This window comes from Naasia lichenicola (assembly GCF_004801885.1).
Taxonomy (GTDB): Bacteria; Actinomycetota; Actinomycetes; order Actinomycetales; family Microbacteriaceae; genus Naasia; species Naasia lichenicola.
The window spans coordinates 24502-44062 of record NZ_SSSM01000002.1; the positions used below are offsets into that span (position 1 = coordinate 24502).

Annotated in this window: 20 protein-coding genes; 2 read left to right on the forward strand and 18 right to left on the reverse strand. The window is 70.1% G+C overall.

Annotated elements, in window-relative coordinates:
- Window positions 1–11: 11 nt before the first annotated feature.
- The 11 genes from argF to infC form a co-directional block, all read right to left on the reverse strand.
- Entirely contained in the window at window positions 12–938 is a 927-nt protein-coding gene (argF, locus tag E6C64_RS04355; RefSeq protein ID WP_136426430.1) for an ornithine carbamoyltransferase, read from the reverse strand.
- Window positions 939–964: 26 nt separating this feature from the next.
- Entirely contained in the window at window positions 965–2119 is a 1155-nt protein-coding gene (locus E6C64_RS04360) for an acetylornithine transaminase (RefSeq protein WP_233255478.1), read from the reverse strand.
- A 125-nt stretch (window positions 2120–2244) separates the two neighbouring features.
- The gene (argB, locus tag E6C64_RS04365; protein WP_136426432.1) at window positions 2245–3195 is read right to left on the reverse strand and encodes an acetylglutamate kinase; all 951 of its coding nucleotides are present in this window, start codon (window positions 3193–3195) and stop codon (window positions 2245–2247) included.
- Entirely contained in the window at window positions 3195–4352 is a 1158-nt protein-coding gene (gene argJ, locus E6C64_RS04370; RefSeq protein ID WP_136426433.1) for a bifunctional glutamate N-acetyltransferase/amino-acid acetyltransferase ArgJ, read from the reverse strand. Before argJ ends, argB begins: the two co-directional genes overlap by 1 nt.
- Window positions 4349–5419 carry an N-acetyl-gamma-glutamyl-phosphate reductase gene (gene argC / locus E6C64_RS04375; protein ID WP_136426434.1) on the reverse strand — a complete coding sequence of 357 codons (1071 nt, stop codon included), beginning with the start codon at window positions 5417–5419 and terminating at the stop codon, window positions 4349–4351. Before argC ends, argJ begins: the two co-directional genes overlap by 4 nt.
- A 374-nt stretch (window positions 5420–5793) precedes the next feature.
- The gene (pheT, locus tag E6C64_RS04380) at window positions 5794–8322 is read right to left on the reverse strand and encodes a phenylalanine--tRNA ligase subunit beta (RefSeq protein ID WP_136426435.1); all 2529 of its coding nucleotides are present in this window, start codon (window positions 8320–8322) and stop codon (window positions 5794–5796) included.
- Window positions 8322–9368, reverse strand: coding sequence for a phenylalanine--tRNA ligase subunit alpha (gene pheS / locus E6C64_RS04385; protein WP_136426436.1), 1047 nt, complete (start codon window positions 9366–9368; stop codon window positions 8322–8324). Before pheS ends, pheT begins: the two co-directional genes overlap by 1 nt.
- Before the next feature lie 128 nt (window positions 9369–9496).
- Window positions 9497–10297, reverse strand: a complete 801-nt coding sequence (locus E6C64_RS04390; RefSeq protein WP_136426437.1) for a TrmH family RNA methyltransferase — start codon at window positions 10295–10297, stop codon at window positions 9497–9499.
- A 128-nt stretch (window positions 10298–10425) separates the two neighbouring features.
- Entirely contained in the window at window positions 10426–10815 is a 390-nt protein-coding gene (gene rplT / locus E6C64_RS04395; protein WP_136426438.1) for a 50S ribosomal protein L20, read from the reverse strand.
- Between the two features lie 47 nt (window positions 10816–10862).
- On the reverse strand, window positions 10863–11057 hold the full coding sequence (gene rpmI, locus E6C64_RS04400) for a 50S ribosomal protein L35 (RefSeq protein ID WP_136426439.1): 195 nt from the start codon (window positions 11055–11057) through the stop codon (window positions 10863–10865).
- Window positions 11050–11688, reverse strand: a complete 639-nt coding sequence (gene infC / locus E6C64_RS04405; RefSeq protein WP_136426581.1) for a translation initiation factor IF-3 — start codon at window positions 11686–11688, stop codon at window positions 11050–11052. The genes rpmI and infC overlap by 8 nt, the downstream gene beginning before the upstream one ends.
- Window positions 11689–11957: 269 nt before the next feature.
- Between infC and E6C64_RS04410 the strand changes: the two genes are divergently transcribed.
- Window positions 11958–12371, forward strand: a complete 414-nt coding sequence (locus E6C64_RS04410) for a DUF1844 domain-containing protein (RefSeq protein ID WP_233255465.1) — start codon at window positions 11958–11960, stop codon at window positions 12369–12371.
- 6 nt (window positions 12372–12377) lie between these two features.
- Here E6C64_RS04410 and E6C64_RS04415 read toward each other — a convergent pair whose 3' ends face one another.
- The 6 genes from E6C64_RS04415 to E6C64_RS04440 form a co-directional block, all read right to left on the reverse strand.
- Window positions 12378–13178, reverse strand: a complete 801-nt coding sequence (locus E6C64_RS04415; RefSeq protein ID WP_233255466.1) for an SseB family protein — start codon at window positions 13176–13178, stop codon at window positions 12378–12380.
- Between the two features lie 7 nt (window positions 13179–13185).
- Window positions 13186–13932, reverse strand: a complete 747-nt coding sequence (priA, locus tag E6C64_RS04420; RefSeq protein WP_136426440.1) for a bifunctional 1-(5-phosphoribosyl)-5-((5-phosphoribosylamino)methylideneamino)imidazole-4-carboxamide isomerase/phosphoribosylanthranilate isomerase PriA — start codon at window positions 13930–13932, stop codon at window positions 13186–13188.
- A 77-nt stretch (window positions 13933–14009) separates the two neighbouring features.
- Window positions 14010–14648, reverse strand: a complete 639-nt coding sequence (gene hisH / locus E6C64_RS04425) for an imidazole glycerol phosphate synthase subunit HisH (RefSeq protein WP_136426441.1) — start codon at window positions 14646–14648, stop codon at window positions 14010–14012.
- 28 nt (window positions 14649–14676) lie between these two features.
- Window positions 14677–15294, reverse strand: a complete 618-nt coding sequence (gene hisB, locus E6C64_RS04430; protein WP_136426442.1) for an imidazoleglycerol-phosphate dehydratase HisB — start codon at window positions 15292–15294, stop codon at window positions 14677–14679.
- A gap of 66 nt (window positions 15295–15360) precedes the next feature.
- On the reverse strand, window positions 15361–16458 hold the full coding sequence (locus E6C64_RS04435) for a histidinol-phosphate transaminase (RefSeq protein WP_136426443.1): 1098 nt from the start codon (window positions 16456–16458) through the stop codon (window positions 15361–15363).
- 110 nt (window positions 16459–16568) lie between these two features.
- The gene (locus E6C64_RS04440) at window positions 16569–16928 is read right to left on the reverse strand and encodes a LysM peptidoglycan-binding domain-containing protein (protein WP_199240956.1); all 360 of its coding nucleotides are present in this window, start codon (window positions 16926–16928) and stop codon (window positions 16569–16571) included.
- 335 nt (window positions 16929–17263) lie between these two features.
- Between E6C64_RS04440 and lexA the strand changes: the two genes are divergently transcribed.
- Window positions 17264–17926 (forward strand): transcriptional repressor LexA, encoded by a 663-nt coding sequence (gene lexA / locus E6C64_RS04445; RefSeq protein ID WP_136426445.1) that lies wholly within the window; start codon window positions 17264–17266, stop codon window positions 17924–17926.
- A gap of 81 nt (window positions 17927–18007) precedes the next feature.
- On the opposite strand, the gene hflX is transcribed toward lexA, so the two are convergent.
- The gene (gene hflX / locus E6C64_RS04450) at window positions 18008–19561 is read right to left on the reverse strand and encodes a GTPase HflX (protein ID WP_136426446.1); all 1554 of its coding nucleotides are present in this window, start codon (window positions 19559–19561) and stop codon (window positions 18008–18010) included.

Sequence of the window (19561 nt, forward strand, 5' to 3'; positions counted from 1 at the left end):
GGGTGGGGCGGTCAGCCCTGCTGCCGGAGCAGCCAGATGAGCAGTGCCTTCTGGGCGTGCAGCCGGTTCTCGGCCTCGTCCCAGATGACGCTCTGCGGTCCGTCGATGACGGCGGCGTCGACCTCGTAGCCGCGGTCGGCGGGCAGGCAGTGCAGGAAGAGAGCGTCGGCAGCGGCGTGGGCCATCAGCTCGGGCGTGACCTTGTACGGGCTGAGGGCGGTGATCCGCGCCGCCTTCTCGTCTTCGAACCCCATCGACACCCACGTGTCGGTGACCACGATGTCTGCGCCGCCCACCGCGGCGATCGGGTCGGCGAGCACGGCCACCGATCCGCCGGTCTGCTCCGCGATCGCGAACGCGTCGTCCACCACGGCCTGAGACGGCTCGTACTCGATGGGCGATCCGATCCGCACGTTCATCCCCGCCGTCGCGCAGGCGAGCAGGTAGGACTGGCCCATGTTGCTGCTGCCGTCGCCTACGAACGCGACGGTCAGCCCGGCCAGCGCGCCGCGGTGCTCGCGGATGGTGAGCAGGTCCGCCAGAAGCTGGCAGGGGTGGAACTCGTCGGACAGCGCGTTGATGACGGGCACGGTCGTGCCTGCCGCCATCTCCTCGAGTCCCTTCTGCGCATAGGTGCGCCAGACGATGGCCGCGACCTGCCGCTCGAGCACTCGAGCCGTGTCGCCCGCGGTCTCCTTGCCGCCGAGCTGGCTGCTCGCGGTGGAGATGATCAGCGGGCTGCCGCCCAGGTCGGCGATGCCAACGGCGAACGAGACCCGGGTGCGAGTGGAGGACTTGTCGAAGATCACTGCGACCGTCTGGGGCCCCGCCAGCGGCGTGTTCGCGAAGCGGTCCTGCTTGACCTCGAGGGCGAGATCGAGGATCTCGGCCTGCTCGGCCGGGCTGAGATCGTCGTCGCGGAGGAGGTGGCGTGCCATGCCGGGCCTTTCGGAGAGGGACCTTGTCATGAGGCCGACTCCGGGAGATCGGCCAGCGTCTGGCGGAAGAGCTCGGCGAAGGCGGCGATCTCGTCGTCGCCGATCATCAGCGGTGGGACGATCCGGAGGCTGTCGGAGTTCGGCGCGTTGATGATGAGGCCGTGCTGCAGGGCGGCGTCGGCCAGCTCTGCCGCCCGCCCGTCCGCGACGCCGACGCCGATCATCAGGCCGCGTCCGCGCACCTCGGTGATCAGCGGTGAGCCGATCCCCTCGATCACCTCGCGGAGCTGCTCGCCCCGGACGGCGGCGTTCTGCACGAGACCGGCACGCTCGATCTCCTCGAGCACGGCATCGGCGACGGCCGTCGCGAACGGGTTGCCGCCGAAGGTGCTGCCGTGATCACCGCGGATGAGCAGGTCGCTGGCCGCACCGATGGTCACCAGGGCGCCGATGGGGATGCCGCCGGCTATGCCCTTGGCGATCGCGACCGCGTCCGGAACGACCCCGTCGTGCTGATAGGCGAACCAGGCGCCGGTGCGTCCGACTCCCGTCTGGATCTCATCGATGATGAGCAGCGCTCCGTGCTGACGGGTCAGCTCCCGAGCACGGACCAGGAAGCCTTCGGGAAGCGGCAGCACGCCGGCCTCGCCCTTGATGGGCTCGAGGACCAGCGCCGCCACGGAGTCGTCGATCGACTCCTCGAGGGCGGCGATCGTGGAGTCGATGTGATCGACGCCGGCGACCATCGGCCGGAACGGGTCCTGCAGCGACGGCTTGCCAGTGAGGGCGAGAGCGCCCATGGTGCGGCCGTGGAAGGAGTTGTGCAGCGCGAGGATGCGGTGCCGTCCGTCCACGAAGTTGCGGCGGGCCAGCTTGAACGCCGCCTCCATCGCCTCGGCGCCCGAGTTGCCGAAGTAGACGCGGCCGTTCTCCCCCGCGCCGGTCAGCCGGATCAGGCGCTCGGCCAGGGCGACCTGTGAGGGCGTCGCGAAGTAGTTGGAGACGTGCACGAGGGTGGCGGCCTGGCGCGCTGCGACCTCGGCGACGATCGGGCTGGCGTGTCCGAGCGAGTTGACGGCGATGCCGGCCAGGAAGTCGAGGTAGCGGTTGCCGTCCACGTCCCAGACCCATGCGCCCTCGCCGCGTTCGAGCACGGCGAGCGGCGTGCTCAGGGTCCGCATGAGGGCGGCGCCGTGCCGGGCGCTGAGGCCGTCGGCGAGCGGCCTCCGGCCGAGCGCTTCATCCGCGATGGGCGGGTCGTCGACCGGCTCGACCGCATGGCTGGTGTCCGTTGTGCTGGTCTGTGTCATCGCACGACCTCCGTTCCTATTCCGCTGCCGGTGAAGATCTCCAGGAGGATCGAGTGCGGCACCCGTCCATCGATGACGGCCGCCTTCTCGACGCCGCCGGCGACCGCCTCTAGGCAGGCCGCCATCTTGGGGATCATGCCGGAGTCGAGGGTGGGCATCAGCCGCGCGAGCTCGTCGCTCGAGATCTGGGAGACGAGCGAATCCGTGTTCGGCCAGTCGCTGTAGAGGCCAGCGACGTTGGTGAGCACCACGAGCTTGGCGGCGCCGAGGGCGACGGCCAGCGAGGCGGCCGCCGAGTCGGCGTTGACGTTGAGCGACTGTCCCGGCTCGTCGATGTCGGGAGCGATGGTCGAGACCACCGGGATGCGGCCGGCCTCGAGGTGTTCGAGCACCGTCTCGGGATTGACCAGGACGACGTCGCCGACGAGGCCGAGATCCACGGCTTCGCCATCCACGATCGCGCCGCGGCGGCGGGCGAAGAACAGTCCCGCATCCTCCCCGGAGATCGCTGCTCCCAGCGGCCCATGCTCGTTGATCAGGCCGACGATGTCACGGCTGACCTGACCGGAGAGCACCATCCTCACGACCTCCATGACCTCGGGGGTCGTGACGCGGTAGCCGCCGCGGAACTCGCTGGGGATGGAGAGCCGTTCGAGCATGGAGGAGATCTGCGGTCCGCCGCCGTGCACGACGACCGGGCGGATGCCGGCGTAGCGGAGGTACACCATGTCCTCGGCGAAGGCACGGACCGATTCGGGATCGTCCATGGCGTTGCCGCCGAACTTCACGACGATGATCTGGCCGGCGAAGCGCTTGAGCCATGGCAGCGATTCGATCAGGGTCGCCGCCTTGACCGAGGCCTCGGCCTGAGTGGTGGTCTGGATGGTGAGCTCGACGGAGGGCTGTGCGGCCCTCGGGGTCGCGATCTGGCTGGACGTGTCGGCCATCAGCTGGAGTACGCGCTGTTCTCGTGCACGTAGTCGTGGGTGAGATCGCTCGTGTAGATCGATGCCGAGGCATCGCCGACGGCGAGGTCGATGAGTACGTGCACGGCGCGACCGGTCAGATCCACCTCGTCGCGAGGACGGTCGGGCGCCCCGGCCGAGCAGACGCGCACGCCGTTCATGCTCACGTCCACGGCGTAGGGGTCGAACGGCGCCGACGTGGTTCCGATCGCGGCGAGCACGCGGCCCCAGTTGGGATCTCCGCCGAAGATGGCGGCCTTGAAGAGATTGTTCCGGGCGACGGAGCGGCCGACCTCCACGGCGTCGTCCTCGCTGGCGGCGCCGGTCACCTCGATGGTGATGTCGTGGCTCGCGCCCTCGGCATCGGTCTGCAGCTGCAGGGCGAGATCCAGGCAGACGGCCTCGAGGGCGGCCTCGAAATCGGCGAGATGCGGGGTGGTCCCCGACGCGCCGCTCGATAGCAGCGCGACCGTGTCGTTCGTGGACATGCAGCCGTCGGAGTCGAGCCGGTCGAAGGTCGTCCGCGTCGCCGCGCGCAGGGCCGCATCGAGGTCCTGCGAGGAGAGCACGGCATCGGTCGTCAGCACCACGAGCATCGTGGCGAGCCCGGGAGCGAGCATGCCCGCGCCCTTGGCCATGCCGCCGATCGTCCAGCCCTCCCCCGTGGCGAGCGCCTGCTTGGAGTGGGTGTCGGTGGTGATGATGGCGAGCGCCGCATCGGCTCCGCCGTCGGTGCTGAGCGCAGCCGCGGCCGCGGCGACGCCCCGGAGGACGCCGGCACGGAACGTCTCGTCGCCCACTCCGATCAGTCCGGTGGAGCAGACGAGCACATCGCCTGCGGAGACATCGAGGGCCGACGCGACGGCTTCGGCGGTCTGATGCGTCGTCTGGAAGCCGAACGCCCCGGTGAAGCAGTTGGCTCCGCCGGCGTTGAGCACGATGGCGCTCGCTGTGCCGTCGGCGATCACCTGCTGGCTCCAGAGGACGGGGTTCGCCTTGGCGCGGTTGCTGGTGAAGACCGCTGCCGCGTGCTGCAGCGGTCCGCGGTTGACGACGAGGGCGACGTCTGGGCCATCGCTGGACCGCAGCCCGGCGGCGACGCCCGCCGCCTCGAATCCTGCTGCTGCGGTGACGCTCATGGGGCTACTCCATCCAGCGGGAGGCCGAGGGTCTCCTCGAAGCCGAGGGCGATGTTGGCCGACTGGATCGCCGCACCCGCCGTGCCCTTGGCGAGGTTGTCGACTGCCGCGATCACGACCACCCGGCCGGCGGCCTCGTCGATGGCGAGCCCGAGCAGGGCGGTGTTGGCGCCGAGGACATCGGCGGTGCGCGGGAACTCCCCCGCCGGCAGCAGCTGGACGAAGGGCTCACCGGCGTAGGCGAGCTCCCAGGCCGCTCGCACCTCGGCCGCGGTCACCCCGGGAGTGAGCACTGCGGTGGAGGTCGCGAGGATCCCCCGAGACATCGGCACGAGGACCGGGGTGAAGGAGATGGTGGGATCGACGGCGCCCGCCCAGCGAAGGGACTGCAGGATCTCGGGGATGTGGCGATGAACGCCGCCGATGCCGTACGGGTTCGCGCTGCCGAGGATCTCTCCGGCCAGCAGGTTCTGCTTGAGGGCCCTGCCGGCTCCGGACGGGCCGACGGCCAGCACCGAGACGATGTCGGTGGGCTGGATCACGCCGGCTGCGATGCCGGGGGCGATCGAGAGCGCGACAGTGCTCGCGTTGCAGCCGGGTGCCGCGATCCGACGGGTTCCGACGATGCGCTCCCGCTGCTTGGTGGCGCCGAGGTGCAGCGGGTCGATGCCCGGAGCGAGGGGCAGCTCGGGCACCCCGTACGCCCAGGTTCCGGCGTGATCGCCGCTGTAGAAGGCCGCCCAGTCGGCGGACGACTCGAGCCGGTGGTCGGCTCCGCAGTCGATCACGAGGGTGTCGCCGTCGAGCTCTGCCGCGATCGCCGCAGAGGCGCCGTGCGGAAGCGCGAGGAACACGACATCGTGCCCCGCGAGGTTGTGCGCGTCGGTCGGCACCAGGACGTGACCGGCCAGTGAGCGCAGGTGCGGCTGGACGGACACGAGCGACTGACCGGCATTCGAGTGCGCGGTAAGCGTGCCGATGGAGAACTCCGGATGACCGGCGAGAAGCCGGAGGAGCTCTCCGCCCGCGTAGCCGGAAGCGCCGGCTACGGCAACGGACAAAGGCATGTTTCTACCTTAGTGAGAGGAGGGACGAGGGCCTGGACAAGGCGACGTCGCGGGCGACCAGCTGGAGGGCCGGGTCAGCGCTGCGGCGTCGACGCCATTCGCTCGGCACCTCGGCGGGCACGACGGATGACGCGACGACGCGCGTTCAGGTTCCGAGTGCTCTCCACGGGGATGAGGCTAACCCCGCGCTCCGCGATTCACCAAATCCGCGGCAGTCCTGTACCTGCGTTCGCGCTCGGCCACCCCTTTCGCACGCTCGGCCACCTTTCGGCGTGACGGCATGGGATGCAACACGTGCCGTCAGCGGAAGAGGTGGCCGCGGCCGGAAAAGGTGGCCGAGCAGACCGCCGCCGAAGGCGCTCGGCCGCTGCGACCTACTCGCGGAGGGTGGCGCCGAACTCCTCCGCCGCTGTCGCGACGCCGGCGAGCTTCGCCTCGGTGGCCTCGGCGGCGGTCAGCGTGCGATCCGGCGCGCGGAAGCGCAGCGCGAAGGTGAGCGACTTCTGGCCCTCGCCGACGCCGGGTCCGCGGTAGTCGTCCACGAGTCGGATGTCCTCGAGCAGCGATCCGGCACCACGGCGGACGGCGTCGAGCACCGTTCCGGCGGGCACCTCACTCGAGACGACGAGCGACAGGTCCTGCGTCGCGGCGGGCAGCGCGGCGATCTCCACCGCGTGCGCGTCGGGGTCGGCGGCACGGATCAGCAGGTCGAGGTCGAGCTCGGCCACCGCGACGACGCGCGGCAGGTCCGCCGCCTCGGCGACCGACGGGAGCAGCTCCCCCGCATATCCGGCAACGAGTGGTCCATCTGCGGTGTCGACGAGGAGGACCGCGGTCCGGCCCGGATGGAAGGCCTGGTGAGCGCCCTGCTCGACCCGGATGGGGACGCGGACCGCTGCGGCGATCTGCTGAGCGGCGTCGAGTGCGTCCCGCCATGAGGTGGGGATCGCCTCCTGGCCGGGCTGCTTGGCGACCCGGTTGCCGATCCGGACCACAGCCGCGTGACGCGGCTGCGGCGGGATGCCGTCCTGGATGGCGGCCAGCGTCGCCTCGGTCGGCAGTGCGGCGATCGGCGGGATGGTGTCGGTGCCGTACACGACTCCTTCGGCCGGCGTGAAGACAGATCCGACCTCGTAGAGGTCGAGGTCGACGAAGCCGCGCTCCCGATTGCGCTTGGCGACAGCCAGCAGTCCCGGGATGAGCGATCGGCGGAGCACCGGCGACTCGGCATCGAGCGGATTGGCCAGCCGGATGGACGGCGCCACGCCCTCCGCGGCGCCGAACAGCGCGTTGTCCGCCTCGCGGACGAACGGGAAGGAGAGGATCTCCACTCCCCCGGCCGCGGCCAGCGACCGGGCGACGGAGCGGCGGAGCTTCTGGGCGCGGGTCAGCCCACGGCCAGGCGGGGCGACGGGCAGCACGGAGGGGATCCGGTCGTAGCCGCCGAGGCGGGCGACCTCCTCCGCGAGCGTGGATGCGTCGGTGAGATCGGGGCGCCAGGTCGGCGGGGTGACGGTGAAGCCGTCGACGCTCTCCTCCACCGCCGCGCCGAGCTCGGCGAGGGCGGAGCGGATCTCCACGTCGTCGTACTCGACGCCGATGAGCCTGGACACGAAGCCGGCCGGCAGCTCGATCGCGGCAGGCGCGACCGCGGCGTGGTGGGCCGAGCCGAAGACGTCGAGGGTGCCACCGGCGAGCTCGACGAGCAGCTGCGCGGCCCGTGTGGCGGCCGCTTCTGAGACCTTGGGGTCGACGCCGCGCTCGAAGCGCTTGGACGCCTCGCTCGGCAGCTTGTGTCGACGAGCCGAGCGGGCGATCGACACCGGGTCGAACACCGCGGCCTCGATCAGGACGTCGCGGGTCGCGGCGCCGGACTCGGTCCGCGCGCCGCCCATGACTCCGGCGATGCCGATCGGACCCTCGTCGTCGGCGATGAGCAGGTCTTCGGGGTCGAGCTTCCTGGTTCGACCATCGAGCGTCTCGATCGTCTCGCCGGCCGTCGCCCGACGCACGGTGATGCCGCCGACGAGGGTGTCGAGGTCGTAGCCGTGCAGCGGCTGGCCGAGCTCGAGCATGACGTAGTTGGTGATGTCGACGGTCAGGGAGATGGAGCGCACGCCCGACAGGCGCAGGCGGGATGCCATCCACGGCGGCGTCGGGCGGCCGGCGTCGATGCCGCGGACGACCCGGGTCACGAAGACCGAGCAGCCGATCTGGCCGCGGATCGGTACCTGGTCGTCGATCCGCACGCGGAAGCCGCTCGACGCGGGCAGCGCGGGCAGGTCGGCGGGATCACGGAAGGTCGCCCCCGTGGAGTGCGCGTACTCCCGGGCGATGCCGCGGATCGAGAACGCGTAGCCGCGGTCGGGGGTGACGTTGACCTCCACGGCCTGATCGTCGAGGCCGAGCAGCTGGAGGGCGTCGGTGCCGACCTCGGGATCGAGGCCGAGCGACGCGAGGCGGAGGATCCCGTCGTGCTCCTCCCCCAGGCCGAGCTCGCGGGAGGAGGCGATCATCCCGTCCGAGATGTGGCCGTAGGTCTTGCGCGCGGCGATCGGGAAGGGGCCGGGCAGCACGCTGCCGGGCAGGGTGACGACGACCTTGTCGCCGACGAGGAAGTTGCCGGCACCGCAGACGATGCCGCGCACATCGGCGCCGCCATCGGCCGCTACCTGCCCCTCGGGAGCGACGCGGACGGAGCACCAGCGGATCGTCTTGCCGTTCGACTGCGGCTCGGGCGTGAACTCGAGCACCTCGCCGACGACGACCGGGCCGGAGACGCCGAAGCCGTGCTCGGTCTCCTCTTCGAATCCGACCCGGACCAGGGCCGCGTGGAGGTCGGCGACCGTCGTGCCGGCCGGGAGGTCGACGTATTCGGCGAGCCAGCTGAGGGGGACGCGCATCAGAGCACCATTCCGAACTGCCTGCTGAATCGGACATCGCCTTCGGCCATGTCGCGCATGTCATTGAGCTCGTTGCGGAACTGGAGGGTCCGCTCGATTCCCGTGCCGAAGGCGAAGCCCTGGTAGACGTCGGGGTCGATGCCGGCGGCCCGCAGGACGTTGCGGTTCACCATCCCGCATCCGCCCCACTCGACCCAGCGCGCCCCGCCCTTGGCGTTGGGCTGCCAGACATCCATCTCGGCCGACGGCTCGGTGAACGGGAAGTAGTTGGGACGCAGCCGGATCTTCGCCTCGTCGCCGAACATGATCCGGGCGAAGTGCTCGAGGGTGCCGCGCAGGTGCGCCATGGTCAGGCCCTTGTCGATGGCGAGTCCCTCGAACTGCATGAAGACGGGCAGGTGGGTCGCGTCGAACTCGTCGGTGCGGTACACGCGGCCCGGGCAGAGCACGTAGACCGGAAGCGGGCGCTCGAGCAGCGAGCGGACCTGCACGGGCGAGGTGTGGGTGCGCATCACCAGATGACGCTCGGGCGGATCGACGAAGAAGGTGTCCTGCATCGCGCGCGCGGGGTGGTCCTCATCGAAGTTGAGGGCGTCGAAGTTGAACCACTCGTGCTCGAGCTCCGGTCCCTCCGCGATCTCCCATCCCATGCCGACGAAGATGTCCGACACCTCCTCCTGGAGGAGCGAGAGGGGATGACGAGCGCCGGCGGTCCAGGTGCTGGAGGCTGCGGTGACATCGACGGCCTCGGCCACGAGCTGGGCGGCGGTCTCGGCTTCGACGAGCTCGACCTCGCGGGCGGCGAGGGCGGTGTTCACCCGGCCGCGGGCCTGCCCGACGAGCTTGCCGGTCGCAGCCTTGTCGGCTGGAGCGACGTTGCGCAGCTCGGCGTTGAGCTTGGCGAGAGGCGATCCCTCCCCCGCGTGGGCCGCGCGGGCCTGCTTGAGCTCGGCGAGCGAGCCCGCCTGAGCGACGGCGGCGAGTGCCGATTCGACCGCTGATTCGACAGCGACCTCGCTGATGGGATTCGGTTCGCTCGCGCTCACAGGACTGGCTCCAGACACGGTTGGAAAGTCTACTGACCCGGTGGTTGGCGCGGACGATCGGAGTGAGCTGCCCAGTTCTGCCGCCCGAGACGCCTCGCGTGCGGCAGAACTGGGCAGCTCACGCGAGATCAGGGCTGCTGGGCGAAGGCGCTCTCGAAGAGGCAGACCGAGGCCGCGGTCGCGAGGTTCATCGACTCGGCGTGACCGTAGATCGGCACGCTGACGGACCGATCCGCGAGGGCGCGCTTGTCGTCCGGCAGGCCGTGGGCCTCGTTGCCGAACAGCCAGGCGGTCGGGGCGGCCAGTCCGCCGTCACGGCGCACGGCGAGCAGATCGTCGCCCTTGATGTCGGCGGCGAGGATCTGCAGGCCCGCTTCACGGGCACGCGGGAGGATCGCCTCGAGGTCGGCGCCGACGGCGATCGGCAGATGGAAGATCGATCCGGTGGTGGATCGCACGACCTTGGGGTTGTAGAGGTCGACCGTGCGCCCGGTCAGGACGATCGCATCCGCGCCCGCCGCATCGGCCGCGCGGATGATGGTGCCCAGATTGCCGGGGTCGCGGACCTCTTCGAGGATCACGACGAGCGTCGGGCTGTCCTCGAAGATCCGTCGGGCGGAGACCGGGAACTGCCGGACGACGGCGACGAATCCCTGCGGGGTGACGGTGTCGGCCATGGCCAGGAGGACGTCCTCGGTGACGAACTCGAGCTCGATCCCGGCGCTCTCGGCGGCCTCGGCGATCTCGCGATGCCGCTCGATGGCGGTCGGCGTCGCGTACAGCTCGTCGATCAGATCGGCGCGCCAGGCGATCGCCTCGGACACCGCCTGAGGGCCCTCGACGAGGAACTGACGCGTCTCTTCTCGGGTCTGACGGGAGGCGAGGCGGCCGATCGCCTTGACCTGGGCGGCACGCGGGTTCTCAAGCACCCGCCAACCCTACGGGCTCCTAAAACGCCGAACTGCCCAGTTCTGCCGCTCGGAATGCATTCCAAGCGGCAGAACTGGGCAGTTCGCCGAAGCTGCCGACCTCAGGAGGGCAGCTCAGGTGGAGCGACTCAGGCGGACGCGACCTTGGGCGCCGACGTGTCGGCGGGGAGGGCTGCCTTGGCCGACGCGACGAGGGCCGCGAAGGTGGCGGGCTCGTTGACCGCGAGCTCGGCCAGGATGCGACGGTCGACCTCGATGCCCGCGAGGCCGAGGCCCTGGATGAAGCGGTTGTAGGTCATGTCGTTCGCGCGGGCGGCCGCGTTGATGCGCTGGATCCAGAGACGACGGAAGTCGCCCTTGCGCGCACGGCGGTCACGGTAGGAGTAGACGAGGGAGTGGGTGACCTGCTCCTTCGCCTTGCGGTAGAGGCGCGACCGCTGTCCGCGGTAGCCCTCTGCGCGCTCGAGGATGACCCGACGCTTCTTGTGGGCGTTGACGGCCCTCTTCACTCTTGCCATGGTGCGTGTTCCTTATCTGGATGCGGGTGCGAGTCGCGAGCCGAGGCTCAGAGACCCAGCAGCTTCTTGGCGACCTTGGCGTCGGCGGGCGACAGCACCTGGTCCTGGTTGAGACGACGGGTCACGTTGCTCGGCTTGCCCTCGAGGTTGTGACGCATGCCGGCCTGCTGCTTCATGAGCTTGCCGGTGCCGGTGATCTTGAAGCGCTTCTTCGCACCTGAGTGCGTCTTCTGCTTAGGCATTTGTCTCCTTGGTGGGAACAGGAGCGTCGGCTCCTGCTGTCTGAGCCTCGGGGGCGGCTGGTGCGCCTTCCGCGGGGCGGGTGGTCTTGCGACGGGCGTCGGCCTCGGCCTTGGCATCCGCCTTGTTCTTGAGCGGGCCGATGATCATCACCATGTTGCGGCCGTCGATGGTCGGGGTGGACTCGACGGTGCCGTACTCGCTGACGTCTTCGGCGAATCGCTGCAGCAGGCGCACGCCCTGATCGGGGCGGGACTGCTCGCGGCCGCGGAACAGGATCATGGCTTTGACCTTGTCGCCGGCCTTGAGGAAGCCCTCGGCGCGCTTGCGCTTCGTCTCGTAGTCGTGGTTGTCGATCTTGAGGCGGAACCGGACCTCTTTCAGGATGGTGTTCGCCTGGTTGCGACGAGCCTCCTTGGCCTTCTGCGCCGCCTCGTACTTGAACTTCCCGTAGTCCATGATCTTGGCCACGGGGGGCCGAGAGTTGGGGGCCACCTCGACGAGGTCGAGATCGGCTTCCTGGGCGAGGCGGAGCGCGACGTCGATGGACACCACGCCGACCTGCTCGCCGGCCGGGCCCACGAGGCGGACCTCGGGGACGCGGATACGGTCGTTTGTACGGGGATCGCTGATGCGTTGCTCCTTCTCACGATGTCCGATGCCTGGTTGGCACCGGCTGGGGAAAAGAGGAGTCTCGCTCTGCGCGCGAACGCGCCACACCCACGCTGCGCCGTCGTGCTCAGACGGGGTCTGATCGGACGGGCGAGGGGGTGTCACTGACCCGGTAACCTGATGAAGCGGTTATCGCGGGTGGGAGTTTCCTCCACTTTTCCGGCGTCGGATCTCTCCGACGGCCTGAAGAATGATAGCAGAGACCGCGCTCGCATCGAAGGGGTCGATCCATGTCCGACAGCTACGTCTACTCCGAGGCCCCGACGGGCTCGTCGGCCGGGTCCTCGGCGGACGCCGATGGCCGTCACGACGACGGTCGCTACGACGACTACGCCCGCGACATCGGCGACGTGCCGGCCGTCGAGGTCATCAACACGGTCGCCGTCCACCTGCTCAGCGCCGCCGCGGTGAAGTGCGGGCTCGGGGAGGAGCCCGATGCCAAGCCCGACCTCGACGAGGCGCGCAAGCTCATCGACGCGCTCGCGGGCCTAGTGACCGCCACCGCGCCGCACATCGGCGACCACCACGCACGGGCGCTGCGCGACGGTCTGCGCTCGGTGCAGCTCGCCTTCCGCGAGGCGTCGCCGTTCCCCGACCCGATCGGCAAGGGTCCCGGCGAGAAGTGGACCGGCCCCGTCACCTGATCAGGATCAGGCGAGGCGCACCATCATCGAGTCGACGCGCTCGGAGATCAGCTCGCTGAGGCTCCAGCGCGCGCTCAGTCGCGCGAGCAGCTCGGATACCGCAGCGGCATCGAGCCCCTCGCGCAGGGTGAGGCGCACGACGATCTCCGGGGCGATCAGTCGCGCCTCGGGGTCGCCGTCCAGCACCTCGAACCGGCGGATGTCGGGCTCGCCCTGCGTCGCGTACTCCAGAGCGGCCAGGACGGACGGATCCTCGGGCGCGGGCAGCCAGCGGGATCCGTTTCCCAGTGCCCACACGCCGGGTCGGCGCAGCGCGAACTCGGTGTCGGACAGCGGATCGAGCACCACGAGATCGGTGCCCTCGGCGGCGGCGGCCAGCGCGACCCGCTCCGCCTGCACCGGGATCGGCCGCGCATTCGCGTTCCACCTCGTCATCGCCGCCATCGAGGTGAACGCGGGCAGCACGGTGCGCTCATCCGGACCCCGCACCGTGACGATGGAGAGCTCCGCCGACTTGTCCGTCCGCAGGCCGTGGGCGCCGTCGCCGCCCTCGCCGAGGCGGGCGACGAGCGGCACGAGCAGGCGCTCGCCGCGGAGCGCCTCCAGGACCTCGCCGGCGCCGATCGCTCCAGCCCGGAACTGTGCGATCGCGTCCACGATCGCCGCGGGAGCCGACCCGTCGTCGCCGTCGTAGGCGACCGGCTCGAAGTGCCGCCCCGCCCATGGCTGTCCCGCCGAGTCGGTCAGTGGATCGTGCCCGTGCAGCGCGGGTTCCGGATCGTCCGGCTGCTTCGACTCCTCCGCCACGGGTCGGCTACTCTGCGGCGACGCCGAGCGCCTCGGTGAGGGTGAACGCGCCGGCGTACAGGGCCTTGCCGACGATCGCGCCCTCGAGGCCCTCGGGCACGAGGCCGCGGAGCGCCACGAGGTCGGCGAGGCTGGAGACGCCGCCGGAGGCGATGACCGGCCGCTCGGTGCGCTTCATGATCTCGGACAGCAGCTCGAGGTTCGGACCCTTGAGGGTGCCGTCCTTGGTGACGTCGGTGACGACGTAGCGGGCGCACTCGGCATCCTCGAGGCGCTCCAGCACCTCCCACAGGTCGCCGCCGTCCTTCGTCCAGCCGCGTGCGGCGAGTGTGTGGCCGCGCACATCCAGCCCCACGGCGATCGCCTCGCCGAACCGGGAGATCACGCCGGCCGCCCAGGCCGGGTTCTCGAGCGCCGCTGTGCCGAGATTGACGCGAGTCGCCCCGCTGTCCAGGGCGTGCTCGAGCGATGCGTCGTCGCGGATGCCGCCGGACAGCTCGATCTTGACGCCCTTGACCGCCTTGATCACATCGGCGATGACATGGGCGTTGTTGCCGCGGCCGAATGCCGCATCGAGGTCGACGAGGTGGATCCACTCGGCGCCCTGGTCGACCCAGTCGCGGGCCGCATCCACAGGGCTGCCGTAGCCGGTCTCGGTGCCGGCCTCCCCCTGGGTCAGCCGCACGGCCTGGCCGTCGGCGACGTCGACGGCGGGAAGCAGGACGAGAGGAGGTGTGGTGCTGAAGTCGGTCATGGCTGCTTTCCGGGCGGCGGTCAAAACGCCAACGACTCTACCGGCGACGCCGGGCGGGCGATCGACAGGTGCGACGCTCAGGCGGCGAGGGTGCCCAGCCAGTTGGAGAGGAGTCGGATGCCGGCCTGCCCCGACTTCTCCGGGTGGAACTGCGTCGCAGACAGCGGCCCGTTCTCGACCGCTGCCACGAACGGCGCGCCATGGGTGGCCCAGGTCACCAGCGGCGGCCGGTACTGCGGCTGCTCGTCCATCGTCCATTCACGGGCGCCGTAGGAGTGCACGAAGTAGAACCGCTCGTCCGCGAGACCGGCGAAGAGGCGCGAGTCGGCGGGCGCATCGATGGTGTTCCAGCCGATGTGCGGCAGCACGGGCGCGTCGAGCAGATCGATGGTTCCGGGCCACTCCCCCAGGCCGTCGACATCGCTGCCTCGCTCGATGCCGCGCTCGAAGAGCACCTGCATCCCGACGCAGATGCCGAGCACCGGGCGTCCGCCGGCGAGGCGCTGGTCGATCAGCTGCGCGCCGTTCACGGCGTTCAGCTGCTCCATGACGGCGGCGAATGCGCCGACGCCGGGCACGACCAGACCGTCGGCTTCAAGCGCGCGCGCCCGATCACCGGTGAGCTCGACATCGGCTCCGGCCAGCTGCAGGGCCTTGACCGCAGAGTGGACGTTGCCGCTGCCGTAGTCGAAGACGACGACCTTCGGCGCGCTCACGACGCCACCGCCGCTGCCGACCGACCGCTCACAGCGCGCCCTTGGTGGAGGGGACGCCGCTGACTCGCGGATCGAACTCCTTGGCCTGACGGAACGCGCGCGCGAAGGCCTTGAACTCCGCCTCGGCGATGTGGTGCGGGTCGCGTCCGGCGAGCAGCTCGAGGTGCACGGTGAGGCCGGCCGCCATCGTCAGCGCCTCGAAGAAGTGCCGCACCATGGAACCGGTGAAGTGACCGCCGATCAGGTGGAACTCGAAGCCGGCCGGCTCGCCGCCGTGCACGAGGTACGGGCGGCCCGAGATGTCGACCACGGCGCGAGCGAGGGCCTCGTCGAGCGGGACGAGGGCGTCGCCGAAGCGGGCGATGCCGGCCTTGTCGCCGAGGGCCTGGCGGATGGCGGTGCCGAGCACGATGCCCGTGTCCTCGACGGTGTGGTGCACGTCGATCTCGATGTCGCCGTTCGCCTTCACCGTCAGGTCCGTGAGCGAGTGCTTCGCGAAGGCGGTGAGCATGTGGTCGAAGAAGGGGACGGAGGTGTCGATGGACGACGCTCCGGTGCCGTCGAGGTCGAGGCGGAGGTCGATCGAGGACTCGCTCGTCTCGCGCTGGAGACGGGCGGTGCGGTCGCCGCTTCCGGATGGGCTCATGACACCGATTCTAGAAGCGCCGAGGGGTCCGGCCTTCCGCCCGGCTCGAATACCCGAATGACTCCGCTACTCGGCGCCGTCAGCACGAGCGAGGGCGTCGAGGAACGCCGTCGTCTCCTCCTCCGTGCCCGCGGTGACCCGCAGGGTGCCGGGGATGCCGAGATCGCGGATGAGGACGTCCTCGTCGAGCAGTCGCTGCCAGGTGGCGTGCGGATCCTTGAGGCCGCCGAAGAGGACGAAGTTGGCGTGGCTCTCCCAGCCGGAGTAGCCGAGGGCGGGCAGCTCGGCGATGATCCGGTCGCGCTGCTCCTTGATCTCGTCGACCCGAGCCAGCATCTCGGCGGAGTGCCGCAGCGCGGCGACGGCCGCCGCCTGGGTCAGCGCGGACAGGTGATAGGGCAGCCGGACGAGGCGCAGAGCATCGATCACGGCGGGGTCGGCCGCGAGATATCCGACGCGTGCGCCCGCGAACGCGAACGCCTTGCTCATGGTGCGGGAGACCAGCAGGCGCTCGCGGCCGGGCAGCAGGGTGACCGCGCTCGGGGTGCCGGTCGGCATGAACTCGGCGTAGGCCTCGTCGACGAAGACCAGTCCTCGGGTCGCGTCGTATGCGGCCTCGATGGTGTCGAGCCCGACGGGCGTGCCCGTCGGATTGTTGGGTGCGCAGAGGAAGACGATGTCGGGCTCGGTGCGGGCAATCTCGCGGACCACCGTCTCGGGCGAGATGCGGTACTCCGCGTCGCGCTGCCCGGTGATGTATGCCGTATCCGTGCCGGAGGCGATGATCGAGTGCATCGAGTAGGTGGGCGGGAAGCCCAGGATGGATCGCCCGGGACCGCCGAACGCCTGCAGGATCTGCTGGATGACCTCGTTGGAGCCATTGGCCGCCCAGAGCTGCTCCGCGCTCAGCCCGGCGCCGGCACTCTCCTCGTTGAGATAGCCCGCGAGGCTCTCGCGGAGCTCGGTGAACTCACGATCCGGATAGCGGTGGATCTGCGAGATCGCCGCTGCGATCGATGCGACGATGTCGTCGGCGACGTCCGCCGGGACACCGTGGGTGTTCTCATTGACGTTGAGCGCCACTCGCACGTGCTTCTGCGGAGCCCCGTATGGCGAGAGGCCGCGGAGGTTGTCGCGGATGGGCAGGTCGTCGAGCGAAGTCACCGGACGAGCTTACGGGCGCAGCCACGCTGAGGCCGATCCGCCGAACACTGTCATGCGGACCGAACACTGCTGCAGACGGACGTGTTCTGTCCGCACGGCAGTGCTGGATCTCAGGGGGCGTACTGCTGCGGCACGGCTAGAGATTGGCCCGCGGACACGGATGCGCCGTCGAGGCCGTTGAGCGCGGAGATCTCGGTGATGACGTCGCGGGGATCGGCCTTGGGCGCGATGCGCTCGGCGATGGACCACAGCGACTCCCCCGACTCGACCGTGATGTAGCTGAAGGAGACTGGGTTGGAGTCCCGAGGCGCATCTGACGCGACGGCGGGAGCCGACGAGAGCGCGATCGCGGCTGCCACCACGGGCGCCAGCACGATGACGGCCAGGGCGGCACGCCCGCGGGCGGTGATGCGGAGCCGAGAGCGGCGCTGACCGCCGATGGCGAATCCGTGGAGCGCTGTGCTGGTCATCTGCATCCCCCAATGCGTTTCCCCGCGCTGCCGAGCAGCCGGCGGGAAGTTGGCGATCCTGGGGCCGACTCTCGGCCGGAGCGTCGGCCCCGAAGATCTGTACCGAACATATCTTCGAGTGTCGAACATTGCAAACCCGATCCGAAGACCCCATTTCTGTGTGTCATTCGAAGACACAGCCGAACGAATCATTGCGAGTCACGCTCGTGACGGATACAGTTTCGATGTTCGGAGACAGGCAATCAGCAGCCTCCGACATCGCCCGGGGGACGTGAGACGGGTCCATGGATCGCCATGGACGGCGCGCGCGGGCGGACGATGGATGGAGACGACTCATGACCGCCGAGCGCCCGGGTACCCGCCGCCGCAAGAGCCTCAGCGACAAGCAGCTGGCCATCCTGGAGGTCATCCAGCGATCGGTCGCGTCGCGGGGCTATCCGCCGAGCATGCGGGAGATCGGCGACGCCGTGGGGCTCGCCTCGCTGTCCAGCGTGACCCACCAGCTCGGTCAGCTGGAGCTCTCGGGCTACCTCCGCCGCGACCCGAATCGGCCACGTGCCCTCGAGGTGCTCATCGATCTGCCGACCTCCGATGACGGTGGCGATTCGGGGACGCCGATCGGCGACGCGGCGATGGTGCCGCTGGTCGGACGCATCGCCGCCGGAGTGCCGATCACCGCCGATCAGCAGGTCGAGGAGATCTTCCCGCTGCCGCGTCAGCTCGTCGGCAAGGGCGACCTGTTCATGCTCAAGGTCGTGGGCGAGTCGATGATCGACGCCGCGATCTGCGACGGGGACTGGGTCGTGGTGCGCACTCAGAGCTCGGCGGAACAGGGCGAGATCGTCGCGGCCATGCTCGACGGCGAGGCCACCGTCAAGGTCTTCAAGCAGCGCGACGGCCACACCTGGCTGCTGCCGCGCAACAGCGCGTTCGAGCCGATCATGGGCGACCAGGCCGAGATCCTCGGCAAGATCGTCGCGGTGCTGCGCGCCGTCTGATCCGACCCTTCTCCGTGATCAGACCTCAGACACGGAACGGCCCGGGAGCTCGATGCTCCCGGGCCGTTCTCGGTTCCGCGTCTACTCGGCGGCGATGGCCGGGCGGACGACGAAGGACTCCAGCGCACTGAACTCCTCGGGCTCGACGTACGCGTGCACCAGCGTTCCGCCCTCCTCGTACTCGGTGGAGATGAGCTGGCCGCGATCGTGCACGCGAGCGATCAGCTCACCGCGGTCGTACGGCACGAGAGCGCGCACCTCGAGCCGCGGCCGCGGGACGAGCTCCGCGATGCGCTCGAGCAGCTCCTCGATGCCCTCCCCCGTGCGCGCGGAGACGAACACCGAGTTCGGCTCGAGGCCGCGCAGGGCGATCCGGTCGTCGGGCGACACCAGGTCGGACTTGTTGAACACCACCAGCTCGGGGATGTCGCGCGCGCCCACCTCGCCGATGACGCCGCGGACCGTGCTCAGCTGCGCGGCAGGATCCGGATGCGATCCGTCGACGACATGCACGAGGACGTCCGCGTCGGCGGTCTCCTCGAGGGTGGAGCGGAACGCCTCCACCAGCTGATGCGGCAGGTTGCGCACAAAGCCGACGGTGTCGGCCAGCGTGTAGGCGCGGCCGTCGGGCGTCTCGTGCTTGCGCACGGTGGCGTCGAGGGTCGCGAACAGCGCGTTCTCGACGAGCACACCCGCCTTCGTGAGGCGATTGAGCACGCTGGACTTGCCCGCGTTGGTGTAGCCGACGATGGCGACGGACGGCACGGCGTTGCGCTTGCGGTTGGCCCGCTTGGCGTCGCGCGCCGGCTTCATCTCCTTGATCTGCTTGCGCAGACGCGCCATCCGGGTGTGGATGCGACGACGATCGAGCTCGATCTTCGTCTCACCGGGACCACGCGATCCCATGCCGGCACCCGCGCCGCCCACCTGGCCACCGGCCTGGCGGGACATCGAGTCACCCCAGCCGCGCAGACGCGGGAGGAGGTACTCGAGCTGCGCGAGCTCGACCTGCGCCTTGCCCTCGCGGCTCTTGGCGTGCTGGCTGAAGATGTCGAGGATGACCGCGGTGCGGTCGATGACCTTCACCCGGACGACGTCTTCGAGGGCGCGCCGCTGGCTGGGTGCCAGCTCGGTGTCGGCCACCACTGTGTCCGCCCCGAGCGCGCGCACGGTGTCGCGCAGCGCCTCCGCCTTGCCCTTGCCGAGGTAGGTGCTCGGATCGGGATGGGGCCGCTGCTGCAGCAGGCCGTCGAGCACGACAGCACCCGCGGTCTCGGCGAGTGCGGACAGCTCGCGAAGCGAGTTCTCCGCGTCGACGAGGCCGCCGCTCTGGTACACGCCGATCAGCACGACCCGCTCCAGTCGGAGCTGCCGATACTCGACCTCTGTGACGTCCTCGAGCTCGGTCGACAGTCCGGCCACGCGTCGGAGCGCGTTGCGCTCCTCGAGGTCGAGCTGGTCGCCGTCGCTGTCGGAGCGGAACGGGGTGCGCGACTGCGCTCCCTCCGAGGCGGGGAAGAGCTCGTATCCCGCCGCGCGGCCCTCGGCTCGTGCGAGCACGCGGGCCACGACGTCGTCTCCGAGGTCGGGCGTCGTCGTCTCGTCCTCGGGTGCCGCGTCCTCGCGCTCATTCAT